General features: G+C 43.0%; 29 protein-coding genes and 1 pseudogene. 26 read left to right on the plus strand and 4 right to left on the minus strand.

What is annotated here, in order from left to right; translation table 11 throughout:
* The first annotated feature begins 20 nt into the window (after positions 1-20).
* The 11 genes from CF394_RS13315 to mtnN all read left to right on the plus strand — a co-directional run bounded on the left by CF394_RS13315 (position 21) and on the right by mtnN (position 8,070).
* Positions 21-296, plus strand: coding sequence for an IreB family regulatory phosphoprotein (locus CF394_RS13315; RefSeq protein ID WP_094944260.1), 276 nt, complete (start codon positions 21-23; stop codon positions 294-296).
* Positions 289-708: a Holliday junction resolvase RuvX gene (gene ruvX / locus CF394_RS13320; RefSeq protein ID WP_094944261.1), complete on the plus strand. Its 420-nt coding sequence runs from the start codon at positions 289-291 to the stop codon at positions 706-708. Before CF394_RS13315 ends, ruvX begins: the two co-directional genes overlap by 8 nt.
* An 11-nt stretch (positions 709-719) precedes the next feature.
* A complete protein-coding gene (locus CF394_RS13325; RefSeq protein ID WP_094944263.1) occupies positions 720-1,031 on the plus strand; it encodes a DUF1292 domain-containing protein in 312 nt (103 codons plus the stop codon).
* Positions 1,032-1,337: 306 nt separating this feature from the next.
* Complete coding sequence (gene mltG / locus CF394_RS13330) at positions 1,338-2,456, plus strand: endolytic transglycosylase MltG (protein ID WP_207761732.1); 1,119 nt, start codon at positions 1,338-1,340, stop codon at positions 2,454-2,456.
* A 101-nt stretch (positions 2,457-2,557) separates the two neighbouring features.
* Positions 2,558-3,190, plus strand: a complete 633-nt coding sequence (locus tag CF394_RS13335) for an O-methyltransferase (protein WP_094944264.1) — start codon at positions 2,558-2,560, stop codon at positions 3,188-3,190.
* Positions 3,190-4,119: a peptidase U32 family protein gene (locus tag CF394_RS13340; RefSeq protein WP_094944300.1), complete on the plus strand. Its 930-nt coding sequence runs from the start codon at positions 3,190-3,192 to the stop codon at positions 4,117-4,119. The genes CF394_RS13335 and CF394_RS13340 overlap by 1 nt, the downstream gene beginning before the upstream one ends.
* Positions 4,120-4,132: 13 nt before the next feature.
* On the plus strand, positions 4,133-5,404 hold the full coding sequence (locus tag CF394_RS13345) for a peptidase U32 family protein (protein ID WP_094944266.1): 1,272 nt from the start codon (positions 4,133-4,135) through the stop codon (positions 5,402-5,404).
* Positions 5,401-6,036, plus strand: a complete 636-nt coding sequence (udk, locus tag CF394_RS13350; RefSeq protein WP_094944302.1) for a uridine kinase — start codon at positions 5,401-5,403, stop codon at positions 6,034-6,036. The genes CF394_RS13345 and udk overlap by 4 nt, the downstream gene beginning before the upstream one ends.
* 42 nt (positions 6,037-6,078) lie before the next feature.
* On the plus strand, positions 6,079-6,552 hold the full coding sequence (gene greA / locus CF394_RS13355; RefSeq protein WP_094944267.1) for a transcription elongation factor GreA: 474 nt from the start codon (positions 6,079-6,081) through the stop codon (positions 6,550-6,552).
* Between the two features lie 143 nt (positions 6,553-6,695).
* Positions 6,696-7,367: a YrrS family protein gene (locus CF394_RS13360; RefSeq protein WP_094944269.1), complete on the plus strand. Its 672-nt coding sequence runs from the start codon at positions 6,696-6,698 to the stop codon at positions 7,365-7,367.
* 13 nt (positions 7,368-7,380) lie between these two features.
* Positions 7,381-8,070: a 5'-methylthioadenosine/S-adenosylhomocysteine nucleosidase gene (gene mtnN, locus CF394_RS13365; RefSeq protein WP_094944270.1), complete on the plus strand. Its 690-nt coding sequence runs from the start codon at positions 7,381-7,383 to the stop codon at positions 8,068-8,070.
* Between the two features lie 51 nt (positions 8,071-8,121).
* Here the strand turns inward: mtnN and CF394_RS13370 are convergent, their stop codons facing one another.
* The gene (locus CF394_RS13370) at positions 8,122-8,397 is read right to left on the minus strand and encodes a sigma factor-like helix-turn-helix DNA-binding protein (protein WP_094944272.1); all 276 of its coding nucleotides are present in this window, start codon (positions 8,395-8,397) and stop codon (positions 8,122-8,124) included.
* Between the two features lie 71 nt (positions 8,398-8,468).
* Complete coding sequence (pssA, locus tag CF394_RS13375) at positions 8,469-9,008, minus strand: CDP-diacylglycerol--serine O-phosphatidyltransferase (RefSeq protein ID WP_439332878.1); 540 nt, start codon at positions 9,006-9,008, stop codon at positions 8,469-8,471.
* Positions 9,009-9,072: 64 nt separating this feature from the next.
* On the opposite strand from pssA, the gene CF394_RS13380 reads away from it, so the two are divergent.
* The 12 genes from CF394_RS13380 to CF394_RS13435 all read left to right on the plus strand — a co-directional run bounded on the left by CF394_RS13380 (position 9,073) and on the right by CF394_RS13435 (position 18,397).
* Positions 9,073-9,870 (plus strand): phosphatidylserine decarboxylase, encoded by a 798-nt coding sequence (locus CF394_RS13380; protein ID WP_243370874.1) that lies wholly within the window; start codon positions 9,073-9,075, stop codon positions 9,868-9,870.
* Positions 9,871-9,906: 36 nt separating this feature from the next.
* The gene (locus CF394_RS13385; RefSeq protein ID WP_094944273.1) at positions 9,907-10,428 is read left to right on the plus strand and encodes a YqeG family HAD IIIA-type phosphatase; all 522 of its coding nucleotides are present in this window, start codon (positions 9,907-9,909) and stop codon (positions 10,426-10,428) included.
* Positions 10,428-11,528, plus strand: a complete 1,101-nt coding sequence (yqeH, locus tag CF394_RS13390) for a ribosome biogenesis GTPase YqeH (RefSeq protein WP_094944275.1) — start codon at positions 10,428-10,430, stop codon at positions 11,526-11,528. Before CF394_RS13385 ends, yqeH begins: the two co-directional genes overlap by 1 nt.
* Positions 11,529-11,550: 22 nt before the next feature.
* The gene (gene aroE / locus CF394_RS13395; RefSeq protein ID WP_165767565.1) at positions 11,551-12,345 is read left to right on the plus strand and encodes a shikimate dehydrogenase; all 795 of its coding nucleotides are present in this window, start codon (positions 11,551-11,553) and stop codon (positions 12,343-12,345) included.
* Positions 12,339-12,635: a ribosome assembly RNA-binding protein YhbY gene (yhbY, locus tag CF394_RS13400; protein ID WP_094944278.1), complete on the plus strand. Its 297-nt coding sequence runs from the start codon at positions 12,339-12,341 to the stop codon at positions 12,633-12,635. The genes aroE and yhbY overlap by 7 nt, the downstream gene beginning before the upstream one ends.
* A gap of 1 nt (position 12,636) precedes the next feature.
* Positions 12,637-13,212, plus strand: a complete 576-nt coding sequence (locus CF394_RS13405; protein ID WP_094944279.1) for a nicotinate-nucleotide adenylyltransferase — start codon at positions 12,637-12,639, stop codon at positions 13,210-13,212.
* A complete protein-coding gene (yqeK, locus tag CF394_RS13410; protein ID WP_243370877.1) occupies positions 13,196-13,753 on the plus strand; it encodes a bis(5'-nucleosyl)-tetraphosphatase (symmetrical) YqeK in 558 nt (185 codons plus the stop codon). Before CF394_RS13405 ends, yqeK begins: the two co-directional genes overlap by 17 nt.
* 15 nt (positions 13,754-13,768) lie before the next feature.
* Entirely contained in the window at positions 13,769-14,122 is a 354-nt protein-coding gene (rsfS, locus tag CF394_RS13415) for a ribosome silencing factor (RefSeq protein WP_094944281.1), read from the plus strand.
* Positions 14,122-14,847, plus strand: coding sequence for a class I SAM-dependent DNA methyltransferase (locus tag CF394_RS13420; RefSeq protein ID WP_094944282.1), 726 nt, complete (start codon positions 14,122-14,124; stop codon positions 14,845-14,847). The genes rsfS and CF394_RS13420 overlap by 1 nt, the downstream gene beginning before the upstream one ends.
* Before the next feature lie 161 nt (positions 14,848-15,008).
* On the plus strand, positions 15,009-15,503 hold the full coding sequence (locus CF394_RS13425) for a ComEA family DNA-binding protein (protein WP_165767566.1): 495 nt from the start codon (positions 15,009-15,011) through the stop codon (positions 15,501-15,503).
* A 52-nt stretch (positions 15,504-15,555) separates the two neighbouring features.
* Positions 15,556-16,137, plus strand: a complete 582-nt coding sequence (locus tag CF394_RS13430; RefSeq protein WP_094944285.1) for a ComE operon protein 2 — start codon at positions 15,556-15,558, stop codon at positions 16,135-16,137.
* A complete protein-coding gene (locus CF394_RS13435; RefSeq protein ID WP_207761733.1) occupies positions 16,109-18,397 on the plus strand; it encodes a DNA internalization-related competence protein ComEC/Rec2 in 2,289 nt (762 codons plus the stop codon). Before CF394_RS13430 ends, CF394_RS13435 begins: the two co-directional genes overlap by 29 nt.
* Positions 18,398-18,432: 35 nt before the next feature.
* Here CF394_RS13435 and CF394_RS13440 read toward each other — a convergent pair whose 3' ends face one another.
* Positions 18,433-18,567, minus strand: coding sequence for a YqzM family protein (locus CF394_RS13440; protein WP_094944288.1), 135 nt, complete (start codon positions 18,565-18,567; stop codon positions 18,433-18,435).
* Between the two features lie 108 nt (positions 18,568-18,675).
* On the opposite strand from CF394_RS13440, the gene holA reads away from it, so the two are divergent.
* Positions 18,676-19,677, plus strand: coding sequence for a DNA polymerase III subunit delta (gene holA / locus CF394_RS13445; RefSeq protein ID WP_094944290.1), 1,002 nt, complete (start codon positions 18,676-18,678; stop codon positions 19,675-19,677).
* 79 nt (positions 19,678-19,756) lie between these two features.
* Here holA and rpsT read toward each other — a convergent pair whose 3' ends face one another.
* Positions 19,757-20,005: a 30S ribosomal protein S20 gene (gene rpsT / locus CF394_RS13450; RefSeq protein ID WP_094944291.1), complete on the minus strand. Its 249-nt coding sequence runs from the start codon at positions 20,003-20,005 to the stop codon at positions 19,757-19,759.
* Positions 20,006-20,162: 157 nt separating this feature from the next.
* Here rpsT and CF394_RS13455 point away from each other — a divergent pair, with 157 nt between their 5' ends.
* Both CF394_RS13455 and lepA read left to right on the plus strand, forming a co-directional pair.
* Positions 20,163-20,447 carry a hypothetical protein gene (locus CF394_RS13455; protein ID WP_094944293.1) on the plus strand — a complete coding sequence of 95 codons (285 nt, stop codon included), beginning with the start codon at positions 20,163-20,165 and terminating at the stop codon, positions 20,445-20,447.
* A gap of 221 nt (positions 20,448-20,668) precedes the next feature.
* Positions 20,669-22,502 (plus strand): annotated as a pseudogene (gene lepA / locus CF394_RS13460) (translation elongation factor 4).
* The last annotated feature ends 35 nt before the right edge of the window (positions 22,503-22,537 follow it).

Raw genomic sequence — 22,537 nt, forward strand, 5'->3', positions numbered from 1 at the left:
CAGGAAGGGTGTTGGTAACTATGGATTCCTTTGACAAAACGATGAAATTTAACGTTCAAGATGAAACAATGGAAGAGGAAGTTAAGCATGTGGTGACGCATGTACACGACGCGCTGGAAGAGAAAGGGTACAATGCTGTCAATCAGATTGTAGGCTATCTGCTTTCAGGAGATCCTGCTTATATTCCGCGCCATCAAGACGCCCGTAACGTCATTCGTAAATTAGAGCGTGATGAAATTTTAGAAGAATTGGTTCGGTTCTATATCCGACACACACAAGAGGGCAAAGATGCGTAAAATGGGTTTAGATGTTGGGACACGTACTGTGGGCGTTGCAATCAGTGACGCCCTCGGGTGGACCGCACAAGGGATTGAGACAATCAAAATTCACGAAGAAAACGAAGAGTTCGGCATGGAACGTCTAGGCGAGCTGATTCGTGAGTATACTGTGACGGAAGTTGTCATCGGCTATCCAAAGAATATGAACAACTCAATCGGACCGCGTGCAGAAGCAAGTGAACGCTTCGCACAATTAGTCAATAAAACGTTTGATTTACCGGTCGTGCTCTGGGACGAGCGATTGACAACAATGGCTGCAGACCGCATGTTGATTGATGCAGATGTAAGCCGCAAAAAGCGCAAGCAAGTCATTGATAAAATGGCGGCTGTCATGATCCTTCAAGGGTATCTTGATAGTAAAAACAGATGAGGTGAAGTGAAATGGAACACGGACAAGAACATATCACAATCGTAGATGAGAACGGCAACGAGCAACTTTGCAATGTCCTTTTAACATTTGAATCAGACGAGTTCGGCAAATCTTACGTATTGTACTACCCAGTAGGGGCAGACGCAGAAGACGAGAATGAAGAGATTGAAATCCACGCTTCTTCATTCGTACCTTCTGAAGATGGTACTGACGGAGAGCTTCTTCCAATTGAAACAGAAGAAGAGTGGGACATGATCGAAGAGACTCTTGGCGCGTTCATGGACGAGCAAGAAGACGACGTATATGGAATTCAAGAACAATAATTCCAGCATAGTTCAGGTAACTTATAATAGGGAGTTTCTCATTCACGAGAAGCTCCCTTTTGTATGTTTTTGTGTGCAGGGGAAGCGTTCCGCGGGCGCGGGCTGAGCCTCGGTCTCAGCTTCCGCTTTTAATCCCGCTGGAGTCACCCCTACACGCTAATTAAGTTGTTGTGACAACTTTCAATGGTGCAATCTAATTGGGTTTGGTCTAGACTCTTTAGTTTAATTTGTACCAGCTTTTTTACATATGTGGACGTCCCTGCGACTTTTCTAGTATACTATTTGAAGATAAAGGGGGAAGCCCAATTGGAAAAAGGTTCTAAAAAAGAGATTATGTTTGAACGCATGAAAGAAAAGAAAAAAGAAGTCAAGATTGTCCGGCGTATCGTACTAGCCGTTGTCCTAGTTGTCTTACTCGTCGCCGGTATCGGAGGCTATTCTGCATACAATTACGTTACAGATGGCCTGAAGCCTTACGATGCGGAGAACAACGACCCGATAGCTGTTTCCATTCCGATTGGATCGGGTATCGATACGATTTCGCAAACTCTTGAAGACAATAATATCATTCGAGATGCTCGGATCTTCAAATATTATGTGAAGTTTAAAAATGAAGGTGATTTTCAAGCAGGAGATTATACGCTGACTCAATCTATGACACTGGATGAACTGATTGAAAGCCTTAAATCTGGTCGTATTTATCGCGAACCAGTGTTCACAATGAATATCCCGGAAGGCTTGACACTTGATCAGATTGCAGATGTCATTGAAGCGAAAACGAACCATTCAGCTGAGGATTTCTTTGCACTCGTGACAAGTGAAGAATTTGTAGAATTAGCTAGACAACAATTCCCTGACTTAATAACTGATGAAGTTTTTGGTGAAAACGTTCGTTACGCACTTGAAGGGTATTTGTATCCTGCCACGTATCCATTCTATGAGGAAAACCCCTCAATGGAGACCATTGCATTTGCCATGCTTCAAGGTACTCAAGATAACGTTCAACCGTACCGAGAGATTTTAGCAGAACGTGAAAAATCGGTTCACTGGTTGCTAACGTTTGCGTCTCTTTTAGAAGAAGAAGCAACTGCGCAAACAGACCGTAAAACGATTGCTAGTGTATTTAACAACCGACTGAAGATTGATATGCCACTCCAGACAGATCCAACTGTTTTGTATGCACTTGGAGAACACAAGGACCGTGTCTTGTATGAGGACTTAGAAGTACAAGATCCATACAATACCTATGTAAACAAAGGATTGCCACCTGGACCGATTGCAGGCCCTGGTAAAGCCTCCTTAGAAGCAGCGATGGATCCATCTACTTCGGAATACCTGTATTTCCTAGCAGATCCATCTGGTACGAACCATTTTGCTGAAACATATGAAGAACATATGGCAAACATTCAAGAATATTTGCGTTAAGCTCAAACTATCCACTTTCTCTAGTGGATAGTTTTTGTTCATCATGATATGATAACAAATGAATTTTTTGAACGACTTCCCAACGGAAAGAGGGAGACCACATGACAACAGACGACCTTCAACAGCTGTTCAGCTCCCACCGAACAGCGTTTTTTCATGATATGGAACGCTTTGCAGAAGAGCATCACGTGCCGATTATGAGACCGGAAGGAATCGACGCATTTTTACAGCTCTTGCGTGTCCAACAAGCTCGCACCATTTTGGAAGTTGGGTCCGCAATAGGGTATTCGGCTCTACGCATGGCATCTTTACATCCAGAAGTTCACGTTTCTACGATTGAACGAGACGAGGAACGCTTTAAGACCGCATGCAATTATATTCAAGCTAGTGAGTACACCGCTCAAGTGCAGATCTTTCATGCAGATGCATTGGAGTTTGATATACAAACATTGCCCTATGAAAAGTATGACGCCTTGTTTATAGATGCCGCTAAAGGACAATACCAGTTGTTCTTTGACAGGTACGCGCCATTAGTTAAACCAGGTGGGGTCATATACAGCGATAACATCTTCTTGAATGGATTGACTCAAGTTCCGATGGACCAAGTGCCTCGCCGCAAGCGAACAATGGTCCGGAAATTGCATGCGTTTACGCAACAATTACAGCAAAATGAGCAATACGACAGCTATTTCTTCCCACTGGGAGACGGCTTGCTCGTAAGTACAAAGAGGTGATAGTGATGACAGAAATTTTAGTAACCCCTACAACAGTAAATCATGCAAAAGCTCTTTTTGAAGCAGGTGCAGATGCAGTTGTAGTTGGAGAACAACAATTCGGTTTACGCTTAGCAGGAGAATTCCCACTGGATGCCATTGCAGAAGTAAAGAAAGCTGCTAAAGCTTTAAATAAAAAAGTCTATGTAGCGATGAACGCGTTATTTCATAATGACCGAGTGGAAGCGCTCGAAACTTATATGAGACAGTTGGACGCACTTCAAATTGACGGAATTTATTTTGGCGACCCGGCAGTCCTGATGACACATCGGGAGATCGCAAGTACAGTTCCTCTGTTTTGGAACAGTGAACAGACAGCTACAAATTATTTTACAGCGAATTATTGGGGAGAACGCGGATCGAAGCGTGCTTATCTTGCCAGAGAACTCAGTATGGACGAAATCATTGAAATCAAAGAAAACGCTGATGTGGAAGTAGAGATACAAGTCCATGGAATGAGCTGTATGTTCCAGTCGAAGCGACCTTTACTCGGGCATTATTTCTTATACCAAGGAAAAGCGATGGAAATTGAAAATCGTGCGCAGCAAAAGAACATGTTGCTCTATGATAAAGAACGCGGCAATCGCTACCCAATTTATGAGGACTTGAACGGTACGCATATCTTCTCACCGAACGACATGTGCATTATCGATGAACTAGAAGAACTTTTAGATGCTGGGATCGATGCGTTTCGTATTGAAGGGCAGCTGCAAACTGAAGACTATACAGTGGCAGTTACAAAGCTATATCGTCAAGCACTGGACGCATATGCGAGTTCTCCAAAAGAGTATCGCGCTGTGAAACAACAACTTCTTTCTGAGATCGAACAGATGCAACAACCACACCGACCATTAGATACAGGATTCTTCTTCAAAGAATCGGTTTATTAAGGAGAGAGAGCAGATGACTGTAGTAGCAGATTCAATCAGTCAAATCGTAGATGGCAAACGTGTCATCGTGAAAAAACCTGAGCTACTGGCTCCCGCTGGAAATTTAGAGAAATTAAAAATTGCTGTGGAATACGGCGCGGATGCGGTGTTCATTGGCGGACAAGAATACGGTCTTCGTTCAAACGCCGGTAATTTTACGATTGACGAGATGCGTGAAGGAGTCGAGTTTGCTAATAAGTACGGCGCTAAAATTTATGTGACAACCAACATCTTTGCTCATAATGAGAACATCGACGGCCTAATCGATTATCTTCAAGGAGTAGAGAGCACAGGCGTGACAGGCATCATCGTTGCAGACCCGTTAATCATTGAAACGTGCCGGAAGCATGCACCAAAGCTTGAGCTCCACCTAAGTACTCAACAGTCGTTATCTAACTGGAAAGCCGTTCAGTACTGGAAAGAAGAAGGCCTCGACCGCGTCGTGCTTGCTCGTGAAACGACAGCAGATGAAATTGCTTTGATGAAAGAAAAAGTAGACATTGAGATCGAGACATTTATTCACGGTGCTATGTGTATTGCGTACAGCGGACGTTGTACACTTTCAAACCATATGACAGCACGTGACTCCAATCGCGGAGGCTGTTGTCAGTCTTGCAGGTGGGATTACACACTTTTTGAAAACACAGAAGAGGGACAAGTGGCTGTTGCTGATGAAGGTACAGCGGCCTTTGCCATGAGTCCAAAAGACTTGAAATTGATTGAATCCATTCCCCGTATGATTGAGATGGGGATCGACTCACTTAAAGTAGAGGGACGAATGAAGTCCATTCATTACGTCGCAACTGTCGTTCAAGTGTACCGTAAAGTAATCGATGCTTATTGTGCAGACCCAGACAATTTTAAAATGGATCCTGAGTGGCTGATCGAGCTCGATAAATGTGCCAACCGGGAATCCGCTCCTGCTTTTTTTGAAGGAGAGCCAGGATATGAACAACAGATGTATGGAGAACATAGTAGAAAAGTGTCTCACGACTTTGTTGGTCTTGTGGTAGACTATAACGAGACCACTCAGACGGTGACGCTCGAACAACGGAATTATTTCAAGCCGGGCGATGAAATCGAATTCTTTGGTCCGCAAATCGATAATGTGCGGCTCGTCGTACCTGAGATTTATGACAACAAAGGCAAAGCTCTAGATGCTGCGCGTCATCCGCTGCAGACGATCCAGTTCCATTGTCCGGTCAAGGTGTACCCGAACAATATGATGCGGAAGAGGTTAGTATAGTGAAAAGACCATTGGTTATCGGAATCGCAGGCGGTTCTGGTTCTGGAAAGACAAGTGTTACTAATGCTATTTATGAGGCTTTTAAGGATCACTCAGTAGTCGTGATTCAACAAGACTTCTATTATAAAGACCAGTCTCATTTGGAGATGGAAGAGCGATTGATGACAAACTATGATCATCCACTTGCTTTTGACAACGATCTTTTGATTGATCACGTCAATCAGTTATTACAGCGTCAAGGAATTGAAAAACCAGTTTATGATTATGCGGCGCATACACGTTCAAAAGAGACGATTCTTATCGAACCGAAAGATGTTATTATCTTAGAAGGTATTCTAGTACTAGAAGACGAGCGTCTACGGGATTTGATGAATATTAAATTATACGTAGATACAGATGCCGATCTTCGCATCATTCGTCGTATCCTGCGAGATATCTCTGAACGAGGCCGGACAGTAGAATCCGTTGTAGAACAGTACTTAAACGTTGTCCGACCAATGCATAACCAGTTCATTGAACCAACAAAACGCTATGCCGACGTCATCATTCCAGAAGGTGGCCAGAATGAAGTAGCTATTGATCTGATGGTTACGAAAATTAAGGCTATTCTTGAAAGTAATGGAATTGTATAATATGATGATACGAGTGGCTAAAGATTAAAGGAGTGTATGGGAGTGTCAAATGAAAAAACATATCCGATGACGCTTGCAGGTAAGCAAAAGTTAGAGGAAGAATTAGATCTATTAAAAAATGTAAAACGTAAAGAAGTTGTTGAGCGCATCAAAGTTGCTCGTGACTTCGGAGATCTCTCAGAGAACTCGGAATACGATTCTGCTAAAGAAGACCAAGCATTCGTCGAAGGTCGTATCAGTTTACTTGAATCCATGATTCGCAATGCGGTCATTATTGAAGAAGATGCAAACGATGATACAGTTTCACTAGGGAAAACGGTTACATTTATCGAAATCCCAGATGGGGAAGAAGAGACATATACGATCGTTGGTTCTGCAGAAGCGGATCCACTAGAAGGATTGATTTCAAACGATTCACCGATTGCAAAAGGTCTACTTGGCCGTACTATTGGGGATAATGTCAAAATTCTGACGCCTGGTGGCGAAATGGACGTTAAAATCGTTTCGATTTCTTAATAGTTCGAATGAAGCGTATTGCCTGACAGGTCAAGCTGTCAGGCAGTTTTCATTTTCGTGACAAACAATGGCGTTCAGTTGCTTGCGGCTCGGTTTCCTAGTAAGATGAAATGAGGTTTTATGAACACTAAGGAGTGAGTACTATGCCACAAGAAACATCGCGTAGACAGCAATTGCAAAAGAAGAAACGTGCTAATCTGCTAATCAATTCGCTACTTGGAATAGTAGGGTTGCTCATCATCATTACATTAGTCAATCTGCTGTCGTCAAATGATCAGGACACAGCATCCGATACAGAATCGCAACAAACAGAACAGCAACAAACAGCTGAAGACGAAGGACAACAAGAGGTCGAGTCTGAAGACTTAGCAGAATCAGATTCTACTGAAGAAGACCAGGCAGAAGAAACTGAAGCTTCCGACACCGAAGCTTCCGACACGGAGTCATCTGAAAACGTCGATAAAGAAGAAACGGAAGAAATCACGACACAGCCTTCTGATGACCCGAAAGTGAAAGAAACGATTGTGAACAGTGCATGGCAACCGGTTGGCACGAGTCAAACAGGAAATCATGTATCAAGCTATGAAAAAGGAACAACAGACTGGAATGAAAAGCTGCAAGCGCTCCAGTATGCTACAGGACTTTCACCAGACAACATGATTACCATTTTTTTAGGGAACGGCGGTTCTCCCCAAAAATCTATTGGAACCGTCACATCAAATGATCAATCAGAAAAATACCGTGTTTATTTAGAGTGGGTGGACGGCGAAGGCTGGAAACCAACTAAGATGGATGTATTGAACGAATTGCCATAATGGAGGAATAACTATGAAACTTGCAGTAATCGGTGCAATGGAACAAGAAGTTGAGCATCTTCGAGCTGCTCTAACTGACGCAAAAACTGAAACGATTGGAAATAGTGAATTTACTTCTGGCCGCTACGGTTCCCATGAATTGATTCTTGTGAAAAGCGGAATTGGAAAAGTAAATGCCGCTATGACTACTACAATCGTTTTAGAAAAATACAAGCCGGATTATGTAATAAATACAGGTTCTGCTGGTGGGTATGATCCAAACTTAACAATGGGTGACATTGTTGTCTCTACCGAAGTGCGTCACCACGATGTGGATGTTCGTGCATTTGGCTACGAGATGGGGCAAGTTCCCGGACTACCAGCTGCATTTAAAGCAGATAATGTTCTGATTGAAAAAGCACAGCAGGCTATCGAAGCTATCGGTGCAAATGCTGCAACAGGGTTGATTGCAACAGGTGACTCTTTTATGCACATTCCAGAACGCATCCAAGAGACGCGTGAGCATTTCCCGACAATGGCTGCATGTGAAATGGAAGCAGCTGCTGTAGCACAAGTGTGTCATCAGTTCGAGACACCGTTTGTTGTTATCCGCGCTCTATCGGATATTGCAGGACAAGAATCTCCAATGAGCTTTGATGAATTTTTGCCGATTGCAGCCAAAAACTCTACTCAAGTCGTCTTACATGTAGTAGACCATTTATAGAGGTTCGAAGAGAAACAAAAAACCGCCAAATGGCGGTTTTCTGTTTTCATGTTACAACGTAGTTTTAGCTTTTATGATCTGATACAGCTTCACAAGAGCCCGTTTTTCAATACGAGACACATAGCTCCTTGATATTCCAAGCTTTGCAGCGAGAGCTACTTGTGTGAGCGGCTTGTAGTGAAACAGACCGTACCGATATTGAAAGATGTCTACTTCTCGTTCGTCTAAAACGTGCAACCATTGGTACATATGGGACGTTAACTCTTTGTAAGCCAGTTGCTTATCGACAAGGAGTACTGGACTGGGAAGTAGGTCGGCTAAAGTCAACGTGCCACCTTCCACATCTTGACCAACTTGGTCGTGGAGGGAAATAACAAAACCCGCTCGAAGTGAGCGGGTTAGATTTTGCGTAATGAAAATGTAGAGATCATCATGAACGACAACAAGATCATGAAAAATAAATAAAATACAGCTGGAACATAGGGCACTGCAAAATAGCTAAGTGTCAACACAACTCCGGCTGCCGTGATTGGCAGACCTGTAAAAAAGCCGTTAGATTCGGAAATGTTAAACCGAGCCAAGCGGAAAGCACCGGACGCGATATACAAGACTGTTACGACCATTGCGAGCGTGCCAAGTTCATGTGTTGCATACGCGTAAATGAGTAATGCAGGCGCGATACCAAATGAAATGATATCACTCATCGAGTCCAATTGTTTGCCAAGTTCAGATTCAATCCCAAGCTTACGTGCAGTCATGCCGTCGAAACGATCTAAAAGTCCAGCAACAAATATAAATAGGACGGCAAGTGCAAATTTGTCATTCATGGTTACCAAAATGGCGGCGCCACCAAAGGCAAGATTCATGATGGTAAGGAGGTTGGCTGCCTGAGTCTTCAAGCGTGCCAGACGCTCCATTGTAGATTCTAAAAATATCAATATGGTTTCCCCTCACGTATAGTTTATCCTATTAGTATACTCCGAAATGATGGGAAATCATAGGGTGAAAGGAACGAATTTAGTGAAAAGAGACCTCTATCAACGTTTTATCGAGCTAACTAATCGGCCATCTACGTCGAGTTTACTAAAGACATTTACCACGTCCAAAGCAAGCAAGTGGATCATACCGTCTTATATCAAAACATTCCGTATCGACCCTACACTTGCGAGTAAATCTGTAGGAGAATTCGAGACACTTCACGACTTCTTTACACGTCAACTGCAGCCTCAAGTTCGTCCAGTTGATCAGAATCCGAAGACTTTTGTAAGTCCCGTAGATGCAAAGGTTGAATCATTTGGGGAAATTACAGAACATGGAACATTTTCTGTGAAAGGACAGGACTATTCAGTGGAACGACTGCTTGTAAGACCAGAAATAGCGGCTTCTTACATAGGCGGCCAGTATATGGTTCTTTATTTAAGTCCTGCGGATTATCACCGTATCCATGCACCTGCTTCAGGAAACGTGCAAGAACAATATAAGTCGGGTGGCTTTTCCTATCCGGTCAATCAGCTCGGTTTAAAATATGGAAAGAATCCAATCAGTGACAACTTCCGTGTCGTATCCATTGTTGATACAGGAGAACATGACTTTGCTGTAATTAAAGTGGGTGCCATGTTCGTCAATTCAATCGAGTTGCTACCAACTCAAGACGAATGGACTAAAGGACAAGAAGTTGGCTACTTTGCATTTGGTTCCACTGTAGTCGTTCTCTCGCCAAAAGATGCTCTAGAATGGAGACCTTCCGTGCAGGCAGGGAACAAAGTACAAGTAGGAGAGCCACTTGCAGATATGCTATAATGGCGAAAGAGTATGTAATAGAGTGGAGTGTAGCACGTGGTAAACAATTTTATACCTTCTCAATTCGTGAAGAGTGTATTTCAAATAACCCCTGAAGAGTTAACTGCAAAAGGAATCAAAGGTATTATCACAGACTTAGATAACACGCTGGTTGAGTGGGACCGTCCAGACGCAACGCCACAGCTGGTTAAATGGTTCACTTCTATGCAGCAAGCGGGCATTCAAGTAACAATCGTATCCAATAATAATGAAATGCGAGTGAAGGCTTTCGCTGATCCGATGCAGATTCCGTTTATTTATAAAGCGAGAAAGCCATTCCGCAAAGCGTTTTTATCGGCTCTTCGCTTGATGGGACTGAAACGAGAACAAGTTGTTGTGATTGGAGATCAGTTGTTGACGGACGTATTAGGTGGCAATCGATTGAAACTGCATACGATTCTAGTCATTCCTGTCGCGAAATCAGACGGGTTCTTTACTCGTTTTAATCGATTAGTTGAGCGACGCATCTTTAGTCACCTAAAGCGCCAAGGTCATATCATGTGGGGAGATGAATCCTAATGGAACAACTACAATGTATTGGCTGTGGTGTAGCCATTCAAACACAAGACCCTACAAAATTAGGGTATGCACCCGCATCAAGTTTAGAAAAAGAAGAAGTAATCTGTCAGCGCTGTTTTCGCCTGAAAAACTACAATGAGATTCAGCCGGTCGAGTTAACGGATGATGATTTCTTAAAGATTTTAAATGGCTTAGGTAGCCAAAAAGGTCTGATTGTAAAAATCGTTGATATCTTCGATTTTAATGGCAGCTGGTTACCAGGTCTTCACCGATTCGTCGGCAGCAATCCGGTTTTACTGATTGCCAATAAAGCGGATTTGTTACCGAAGTCTGTGAAGAAAAATAAAGTGATCAATTGGTTGAAACGTGAAGCCAAATCACTAGGCTTACAGACAACTGATATTCTACTCGTCAGTGCGGCGAAGGGCCAAGGTATGGTGGAAGCCATGGAAACAATTGAACACTTGCGCCAAGGTGAAAATGTGTATGTTGTGGGCTCTACAAACGTAGGAAAGTCTACTTTTATTAACCGTATCATCAAACAAGCTACTGGGGAAGACCAAGTCATCACGACCTCACAGTTCCCTGGAACAACACTTGATATGATCCAAATTCCTATGGACGATGGCAAATTTATTTGCGACACTCCTGGAATTATTAATCACCATCAGATTGCACACTATGTGGCACCATCTGAGCTTAAATTGATCTTACCTAAAAATGAAATCAAGCCGAAGGTCTATCAGCTTAATCCGGAACAAACCTTATTTATTGGAGGCCTTGCGCGTTTTGATTTTATCAAAGGTGAACGCTCAGCGTTTACTGCGCACTTGTCTAACCAACTGACGATTCATCGGACGAAGTTGTCTAACGCAGATGCTCTATATGCTGAACATAAAGGTGACCTATTGTCACCACCAGGTAAAGATGTGGCCGAAAATTATCCAGAACTAGTACGTCATGAATTTTCGATCAAAACACCGAAGACAGACATCGTGTTCTCAGGACTCGGATGGATCACGTGTCAAACAGCAAATGTTGTTATAGCCGCTCATGTTCCTAAAGGAGTTGCAGTGATGGTTCGCCCATCGCTCATTTAATATTATGAAGAAGTGGTATGCCGTGCTTGGGAATCCAATCCATCATTCCATCTCACCAAAGATGCATGAAATTTGGTTTCAACAGAATGCCATTGACGCATCTTATATTCCGATCTTTGTTGAAAGAGACAAGCTGAAAGAAACAGTGGAGTCGTTAGCTCTTTTAGGATGCAGCGGGTTTAATGTCACTGTGCCCTTCAAAGAAGAGGTTTTAGAATACCTAGATGAACTAGATGCTTCAGCAAAGTTTGCAGGTGCCGTCAATACTGTTGTTCGTAGTGGCAACAAATGGGTCGGCTACAACACGGATGGTCTAGGGTTGCTTGCAAACATACCAGGTCTTACACAATCAACTCGAGTTCTCGTCTTGGGAGCTGGAGGGGCATCACGGGGTATAGTAGCTGCTCTTTCACAAAAAGGTATCAATGACGTCACCATTACAAATCGTACAGTCGAAAAAGCAACAAGTCTTGCAACAGACTTCGGTGCAAAAGTAGTGCCAATAGAAGAAGTGACGAAGTCCTTTGCAACTTTTGATGTGGTCATTCAGACTACGTCTGTTGGAATGGACAGTCTTGCGACGCCGCTTTCTCATCCAATTTGGACTAAAGAGATGCTAGCAGTAGATATTATTTACTCGCCACCGGAAACGGTCTTTTTAAAGCAGGCTAGAGTACAAGGGGCTGCTACGATGAACGGATTGTCTATGTTGATAGGACAAGGAGCTCTTGCATTCGAGCTCTGGACAGGCATTCAGCCTGACCAACAAGAAATACGAACGACGATATTTCGTCAAGAAGGAGAACAACCATGTTAACAGGTAAACAAAAACGATTTTTACGCAGTGAAGCACATCATTTAGCACCCATTTTCCAAGTTGGAAAAGGTGGCGTGAATGAGCAAATGATTAAACAAATTCAAGAAGCTCTTGAAGTGCGAGAATTGATCAAGATTTCTATCTTGCAAAACTGTGAAGAAGACAAACACGAAGTGGCGGAAGAGTTAGCTAAAGGAACTGGCGCTGAGCTTGTTCAGTTGATCGGTCTCACAGTCGTACTTTATAAAGAATCTGTGAACAAGAAAAAGATTCTATTGCCACGCGCTTAATATGAAAAAAATAGGTCTTGTAGGGGGTACCTTTAATCCGCCACATTATGGGCACCTGCTGATTGCTAGTGAAATTAAAGAAGCACTGGGGTTAGATGAGATGCACTTTCTTCCCGCTGCTCAGTCCCCATTCAAGGATAAAAATACACGAGTAACTGATGAACATCGACTCGATATGCTGGAGTTAGCGCTTCAGGAGCTGCCAGAAAGTTCTATTGAGACGATCGAACTAGAACGCGGTGGTGTGTCGTACACTTTTGATACAGTGAAAGAGCTTGTGGAGACCCACGAAGAAACCGAATATTTCTTTTTAATAGGGGCCGATCAAGTAGAGAAGCTACGAGATTGGTACAAGATAGATGAGCTCGTGAATCTTGTCACAATTGTCGCGGTGCCTCGTCCTGGCTACTCTCTACAAACCGACTATCCCGTCCGATTCGTGACGATTCCACAACTTGACGTGTCGTCAACAGAACTGCGTCGACGTCTTCAAGAAGGCATCTCGACACGATTTTTGATGCCACAATCTGTGGCAGCTTATTGTGAAAAGGAGGGTCTCTATGTGGAACCGAAGTGACCTGCTACCTATCATTCGCACTCGCATGACAGAGAAGCGCTATATCCATACAATTGGAGTGGCAGATACAGCGATGACTCTAGCTGAACAAGTGGGAATCGACCCGGGGAAAGCAGAACTCGCTGGACTCCTTCATGATATTTGCAAATATGCCGATATGGAATGGATGGCCAAACAAATAAAAGATCATGAGTTGAATCCAGACCTACTCGACTTTCATCATGAACTGTGGCATGGTCCAGTAGGAAGTATTGTGGCTAAAGAAGAATTTGGGATACATGATGATGATGTCTTGAATGCGATTTATTACCATACATCTGGGAGAGCCGGTATGTCTGCACTTGAAAAAGTGATTTATGTGGCCGATATGATTGAACCGTCGAGAAACTTTCCGAAAGTAGAGAAGCTTCGGGAGTTTGCCGCTCAAGATTTAGATCTTGCGATGAAATACGGGGTACGCCATACATTACAACATCTACTCAAACAAAAACAAACGGTATATCCGGATTCACTAATGTGTTATAACGATTGCTGGAGATAAGAAAGGGAAGATCGAATGAACTCTGAAACATTAATGAAAGTAGCAGCACAAGCTGCAGATGATAAAAAAGCACAAGACATTGTAGTCCTCAACATGCAAGGGGTCTCTCCAATTGCCGATTACTTCGTGATTTGCCATGCCAATTCAGATCGCCAAGTACAAGCAATTGCAAAAGAGATCAAAGACAAAGCGGAACAACAAGAGATTCATGTGAAACGCATGGAAGGGTATGATGAAGGTCGTTGGGTACTAATTGACCTTGGCGACGTGGTTGCCCATGTCTTCCACCGTGACGAGCGTGACTACTACAACTTAGAACGTCTTTGGGGAGATGCTCCGATCGAGTTCATCGAGCTAGCAGCAGACTAATGATGTACGAACGTTTTGCACACGTATATGACGAATTGATGGCCGACATTCCGTACGAAAATTATCTGGCTTGGATGGTCCATGAAGTCGGCGATTTGTGCGACAAAACTGTTGTAGACCTAGGTTGTGGGACTGGAACATTATCTATTCCAATGGCTCATATGGGAGCGAATGTTACCGGTATCGATCTATCACAACAGATGATCGACCAGGCGACTACTAAAGCTCTTGAAGAAGAAGCACAGGTTGCTTTTCACTGTGCATCTATGACAGAATTCGTGGTCACGTCTCCGGTAGACGTGGTAGTCATCGCTATAGATTCGTTGAACTATCTCACTGACGAGGCACAAGTTAAGCAGACATTTGAAAGAGTATTTCAATCACTAAAGCCAGGCGGCAAACTGTTTTTCGACGTGCATTCGATAGAAAAAATCGAAGCCTATCTTGATGGTCCTTTTCTCTATGAAGACGAAGATGTAGCCTATATGTGGAGCACAGAGCGGGGGGAAGAGCCTCATTCTGTCTATCACGATATTACGTTCTTTGTAAGAACAGAAGAAGACGTATACGAACGTTTTGAAGAGCACCATTACCAACGAACTTTTGAAATAGACTCCTATAATAAATGGCTTCGAGAAGCGGGATTCTCGACTGTTTCCGAAGCGCCGGAGATCTTCGGTACTGAACACGCCGAGCTGCGCCATTTTATTCAAGCTACAAAATAACACTTCCCGATTTGGGGCAATTGCAGTATAGTGAGACTATCTCCTGCGATTCCCCCAAACTGGGAGGTTTTTTTATCCACTTAAAACCGTTCTACAAAACTTCTACATTTTATTTCTCCTTAGCTGCAGGAACCCTCTTCATTTTATTTATCATCTGGATGATGACCCGCAGTCCACAACCCGAACTGACTCCATTACTAGACAGTTCCAATACTGAACAACAACAACAACCCGTTCAAACCGAACCTGAATTTATTGTCGTGGAAATTAAAGGGGCGATACAGAAGCCGGGTGTTTATGAAATGCCGGTGGGGAGCCGCTTAATCTCGTTGATTGAAACAGCCGGTGGCTTACTTGAAGTAAGTGACAGCAATCAAATCAATCAAGCAGCGCTTTTAGTAGACGAAGAATCCATCTATATCCCCATGATTGGTGAAGTGGCCGCCACAACTGAAGCAGAGTCGGATTTAATAGATATCAATTCAGCTGATGAAACGTTACTTCAAACGCTACCCGGAATTGGTCCGGCAAAAGCAGCTGCCATTGTGGCATTCAGGGAAACGACTCCATTCAAGACAGTGGACGACTTGTCAGAAGTGGACGGTATTGGTGACAAGACGCTTGAACAACTGCGTCCTTTGATTCGTGTAAAGTAGGTTGACGATATCGATTTTCAATAGGTACACTTGTAAAAAAGGGGGAATCGCCATGGAGAGAATAACGTGGGATCAATTTTTTCTTGCCCAGTGTCATTTGTTAGCACTTCGAAGCACCTGTACTCGACTCGCCGTTGGAGCTGTTATTGTTAGGGACCGCCGAATCATCGCTGGAGGATACAACGGTTCGATTTCAGGAGGTGATCACTGTATCGATCAAGGCTGTTACGTGGTTGATAATCACTGTGTCCGCACGATTCATGCAGAAATGAATGCCTTACTGCAATGTGCGAAATATGGTGTGTCTGTTAGCGGCGCGGATTTATATGTGACGCATTTCCCATGCTTGCCGTGCACGAAATCGATTATCCAATCGGGAATCAAACGCCTTTATTATGCGATGGATTACAAGAACAATACATATGCAATCGAGCTATTAGAGCAGGCGGGTATTGAAGTGTTACACGTACCATTTGATCCTCGCAAGGTGGATTTCTTAGCTTCGGAAAAAGAAGATTTGGTGCGAGAATTGTTGCATGAACTAGCAACAAAGCCTGGCGAACAAGAAAAGATTGAGGCTTACACGGAAAAGGTGGATGCCTTATTTGGTCGTAGCGAGAAAGTTACAAAATAACTGGATCTACTTAGCGGGAGCAGCCATATTTGGCTGCTTCAGTGCATGGAATTCACTCTTTTATCTACTTGGGGTCCTTGGTATTTCGCTATTTTGTAGCTGGCGCATTTCTAGGACGGTCGCTCTTATAACGTTTGTCTTTGGTCTTAGTTTTTATGGATACGCGCTATTTCGCGTGCCTGCGCCGTTAGAAGATATACCACATCTTCAAGCAACGATGACGGAACAGATGAAACTTGATGGCGACCGGTTGACAGCTTTTGTAATCACTGAAACGGGGACACGTGTATTCATCTCATATAAGATCGAAAGCGAGCAACAGGCAAAGGAATTTGATGAACAGAACTGGACAGGGAGACGGCTTGAGCTAGATGGTGCGTTGCCGGAGCCAAGGCAATCCAGTCATCCATTTGAATTTTCTTTCGAAACGTATTTATTTTCAAAAGGAGCAGCTGGCAGCTACGAAGTGAGTGCGCTGCGAGTCGTAGGCGAAGCGGAGACGTTCGTCTGGAAGGTTCGTAAGTGGATGGCTTCCATTAGACACCACATCCATGAACAAGTTGTTTTGAAAGTTCCTCTTTCGTTACAAGATGAATTCCTAGCTTTGACTATTGGGGATCGCTCGCTTTCAGATGCCGATTCTCAGCGGCTTTATCAAAAGCTTGGGTTGTCTCATTTGTTTGCTATCTCGGGGCTACATGTAGCATTGTTAACTGGAGTCATCTATAAAATTCTATTGATGCTCTCGTTCAGGAGGCTTCATATTTATTTTTCCATACTTGCGCTTGTGCCGTTTTATATGTTTTTAGCAGGAGGCGCTCCCTCGATAGTTAGAGCTTCGTTGTTGATTTTCGTGGCAACGCTACTCGTCATTTTTAAAGTCAAAATTCCACCGTCTGATTTATTAGCAGGTGTATTTCTCCTGACACTTCTTTATTTTCCTTTTTATTTACTTCAACCGGGCTATCAATTATCCTTTTTAGCGGTAACTAGTTTTGTATTTTCGACAAACCTTCTTCGCCACAATTCTATTTGGCTTTCTGCTTTTCTCACCACCATCGTCTGCCAATTGGCAGTACTTCCCGTTATTCTTTATCACTTCCAGCAACTTTCCCTTATATCGTTTCCACTGAATGTAATTGCTATTCCTTTATTCACTTTCGTCATCATGCCCTTTAGCTTTTTCTATACACTCTATTCTTTGTTTCCTTTCGAACAACTACCACTCATCTCTTACTATGAATGGTTTCGTGGATTGATCCAATTCTTTTTCGAGCTCAGCGCAGAGCTTCCCTATGCAGTCTGGACTCCACCATCAACGCGTTCGATTTTCCTTGTTACCGTTGTATTTGTGTGCGGCATTTTTTATATTGCAGAAAAAAGAATTGTGACCGCTGTCGCTATTTGCCTAAGCGGTTGTGTACTATGGCAGGCTGTGCCGCTGCTAAATGAACAGGCAAAAATATCGTTTCTTTATGTAGGGCAAGGGGACAGCACATTGATCGAATTCCCACAAAACCAACAAATTGTACTAATTGACGCAGGAGGCATTACGTCATTTTCTAAAGAAGCTTGGCAAGAAAGAGAGGGGTACGAGGTAGGGAGGTCTATTGTGACTCCGTATCTTCGTGCTGAAGGGATTTCCACGATAGATGTGTTTGTACTCACCCATGCAGATGCAGATCATACAGAGGGTGCTGAGGAGGTTTTAGAAGACTTTGCAGTTCGTCAGCTAATTGTTCCAAAAGGAATACTTGAACTTGAAGAGATTCAAGCTGTGCTCGAAGTGACAAAAGAGAAAGACATACCAGTTCATGAACTGACGGAACCAATTGAGCTATCATCAGATTCCATGCGAGTTGTGTTGTTACCTGTTCCAGGTGCGTATCAGGGTAATGACAGCTCAATCGTAACGGTTACAGAAGTTTACGGAACAAAAGTGGTGTTGTCTGGAGATTTGGAGATGGAAGGAGAGAATATGATGTTGCGGCTTCATGCGGACTATTTGAAAAAAAGTGACGTGATCAAATTAGGACATCATGGAAGCAAGACATCCTCTACTCAACAGTGGCTCGATGCTCTGAATCCTAAAGTGGCTATAGGGAGTGCAGGCGAAAACAATCGCTATGGCCATCCACACACAATTGTGTTGGAACGCTTGAAAGCAAAGAGAATCCCGTATCTCGGCACGCATGAGTTCGGCACTATTGAGTTAGTTATAGATCCTTCGGGGGCCCGAACATTTAAGACATTCGAATAAAAAAGACACCCAAATGGGTGTCGGTGTGGCGCTTCTTAAGAAGCTACGTATTGAATGACTACAGCTACAAAGAACATGATTGTGAAGAATCCAAAAGAGGCCACAAAACCTATTCCTGAGTCAATAGCGTCATTACGCTTTGACTGTACATTTTGCTCAAATTCGTTCATCTAAACCCCTCCTATGTCTTTTTAAGTATAAACAATCCAATAAAAAAAATCTACACACAATGATGTGAACAATTTTTGTATAATAAGAGAGAAAGAGAGGTGTCTCTCATGATTACCAAGCAGTGGCAAGAAATCTTAAACAAACCACTCGCGCCATTCTACGTGATTGTCGGCAGTGAGGCCTATCTACGAGATGAAACAATTAAGCGAATCCAATCTCGAATTGATTCTGAAGAATGGTTCACGATGGATATGGATCAGCAATCGATTGATGATGTGATGTTGGAGACAGACACGATGCCCTTTTTCTCTGAAAAAAAGGCAATTGTTGTACACAATCCCGCATTTTTAAGAGCTGCAGTGAAAGACAAAGAAAAAGAAAAGAAAGATACGTTCCCACAAAAAGAATTTCTTTATTGGCTCCAGCATCCAACTGATACGGCTACAGTAATCTTCGTAGCTCCATACGACAAACTGGATGAACGAAAGAAAGTAGTGAAAGAGCTAAAACAAGTGGCGGTTGTTATTGAAGCAAATCCTCTCTCTGAAAATGATCAGAAGAGCTGGGTTATCTCACAGTTTCGTTCTCACGGTAAACAACCAGCGGATGAACTCGTGAACTGGATTGCTGCGACTCCGTTATCGCTCTCATTCAAGCGAAACGAAATCAATAAAGCAGCCATCTTTGCCAAAGAAGACGAAGTGTCACTTGCAGATTACCAGGAAGTGGCATCACCGATTCTCGAAGAGAATGTTTTTGCACTGACGGAAGCCTATTTGCTGAACCACAAACAAAAAGCCGTCGCTATCTACAATGAACTATTAAAGCAAAAAGAAGAGCCTTTAAAACTTGTTGCTCTGCTAGCCGGTCAGTTGCGTCTGCTGATTCAAGTGGGCTACTACAAGAAATTGGGCTACCACAATCAACAGATTGCCGGACAAATTAAAGCGCATCCTTACCGAGTCAAGCTGATGATGGAACACCCGCTGGTTGACCAAGAAGAATTACTTGTGGAAAAGCTAAAAAAGTTAGCCGAAGTCGACATGCAACTGAAATCTTCTCATATGAAAAAAGAGCGTATTTTGGAGCTCTACCTACTTGCAAATTAACTACCCTATACAAACAGAAAGAGCTGTCCCCAAGGAGGGGACAGCTCTTTTTCTGTAGGTGAACAATTGATGCAAAAACTTACGCTTTTTTCATCAACTGAGATTTTTTGCGCGCAGCCGCATTTTTGTGGATCAAGCCTTTTGAAGCAGCTTTTTCTACAGCTTTGATAGCAGCTTTGATTGAATCATTTTTGTTTTCATCATTATTAGTTACAGCAGTTTCAGCGCGCTTTACAGCAGTACGCATAGCTGATTTTGTTTGTGAGTTTTGTGCATTTGCAGCAGCATTAGTCTTCACACGTTTAATAGCTGATTTAATGTTTGGCATTCCTTTCACCTCCTACTAAGGATGAGATGATACTTGTTAATTGATTTCAGTTCAATTACAACAAGAATCATTTTAACAAACCTTTTGCGTTATTGCAATATTTAAATGCAAAGAATATTTACTTGACACCAGTACAAACTATCTTGAGGTGAAACGTATGAGGAATAATGAACTAGAGCTTGAACGAATAGAATCGTTTCCGGACATTGAGAAAAAAGTAGAATCATTAGATCATGGTATTCAAGTGACCTCGTTTACGAATGAACACAATCATTCATTTGTCTCTATTGAGTCTTTAGACTTGGCAGTGGAAGATGTGGAAGGTTTAAAAAGAATACAAGATTTTGCAACGACACAGCTTCAAGTAACATTTCCATTTTCTCCGGGGAAAGTATGTATTGTTGGGCTCGGAAATCAATGGATGACCGCAGATGCACTCTGACCACGTGTCGTTCAAAAAATCCAGCAGGAATATATTTTCTTGCAGCAAGAACATTTCTTTTTGAACTTGGTGAAATTGAAAATTCACCTCAAGAAGTGGAGGCGACGATTCATCAAATTGCCACTGCTTTAGGTGCCATCTTATAATCGCATGCGATTTGCGTATCACTTCACGCCCGATTCTGCTATAATTTGTTGTAGCTTAATTAGGAGTGGACGAAAATGAATAACGTAGATCGTTTAAATAGACAAAAGAAAATCCGTAACTTTTCCATCATCGCTCATATTGATCATGGAAAATCAACACTTGCTGACCGTATCTTGGAAAAGACACAGACCGTAACCAGCCGGGAAATGAAAAGCCAACTCTTGGATTCAATGGATCTAGAGCGTGAGCGTGGGATCACAATCAAATTAAATGCCGTACAACTGCAGTACACTGCAAAAGATGGTGAGTCGTATATCTTCCATTTGATCGACACACCAGGGCACGTCGACTTTACCTATGAAGTGTCACGAAGCCTAGCAGCTTGTGAAGGTGCCATCCTTGTTGTCGATGCAGCACAAGGGATTGAAGCGCAAACACTAGCAAACGTGTATCTAGCACTTGATAACGACTTGGAAATCTTGCCAGTCATCAATAAAATCGACCTTCCTGCAGCCGATCCAGAGCGCGTTCGTGGTGAAGTGGAAGAAGTCATTGGACTCGATGCATCAGAAGCCGTTCTTGCGTCAGCAAAAGCGGGGATTGGAATCGAAGAGATTCTTGAACAGATCGTAGAAAAAGTACCGGCACCAACCGGTGACCCAGAAGCACCGCTAAAAGCGTTGATTTTCGATTCATTATTTGACCCATACCGAGGCGTTATCTGTTATATCCGTATCGTTGAAGGAACAGTGAAGCCGGGAGACCGTATTCGCATGATGTCAACAGGGAAAGAGTTTGACGTTGTAGAGACGGGTGTATTTACACCAAAAGCTGTGCAACGCGAAGAACTGACTGTCGGAGATGTTGGGTTCTTAACAGCATCTATGAAAGATGTTGGAGATTCAAATGTAGGGGACACGATCACACTTGCATCGCAACCAGCGACAGAAGCATTGCCGGGATACCGTAAAATGAATCCAATGGTGTTCTGTGGTCTTTATCCGATTGATAACTCGAAGTATAACGACCTCCGCGAAGCACTTGAAAAGCTTCAATTGAACGATGCGGCTCTTGAGTTTGAACCGGAGAGCTCCCAAGCTTTAGGGTTTGGTTACCGCTGTGGATTCCTTGGGCTGTTGCACATGGAAATCATTCAGGAGCGTATTGAGCGTGAATTTAAAATTGATTTGATTACAACGGCACCATCCGTTATCTATAATGTCGTCATGACAAATGGGGAGATGCTTCGTGTCGACAATCCGTCGATGATGCCAGACCCACAAAAAGTTGACAAGATGGAAGAGCCTTATGTCAAGGCTTCTATCATGGTCCCTGAAGATTACGTCGGCGCTGTTATGGAACTATGCCAGAGAAAACGCGGAAACTTCTTGACGATGGACTATCTGTCATCTGCTCGTGTCAACATTTTGTACGAGATTCCTCTATCTGAGATTGTTTACGACTTCTTCGATTCACTAAAATCAAGCACTAAAGGCTACGCATCGTTTGATTATGAATTGATTGGTTATAAAGAATCGAAGCTTCAGAAGATGGATATCCTACTAAACGGAGAAAAAGTGGATGCACTGAGCTTTATCGTGCACAAAGACTTTGCTTACGAGCGTGGGAAGCTAATCGTTGAAAAGCTGAAGAGCCTCATTCCAAGACAACAATTTGAAGTACCTGTCCAGGCGGCAGTCGGACAAAAGATTATTGCCCGTTCTACGATAAAATCTATGGGGAAAAACGTTCTTGCGAAGTGTTACGGTGGAGATATCTCTCGTAAACGCAAACTTCTTGAGAAACAAAAAGAGGGGAAAAAGCGCATGAAACAAGTGGGTTCTGTTGAAGTACCCCAAGGAAGCATTCATGGCTGTTCTTAAGATGGATGATGATTCAAACCGTTGATGCGACTGAATCTTTGGGTGTTTGATATAATCGAC

The sequence above is a fragment of the Tetzosporium hominis genome, assembly GCF_002265435.1.
Classification (GTDB): Bacteria; Bacillota; Bacilli; order Bacillales_A; family Planococcaceae; genus Chryseomicrobium; species Chryseomicrobium hominis.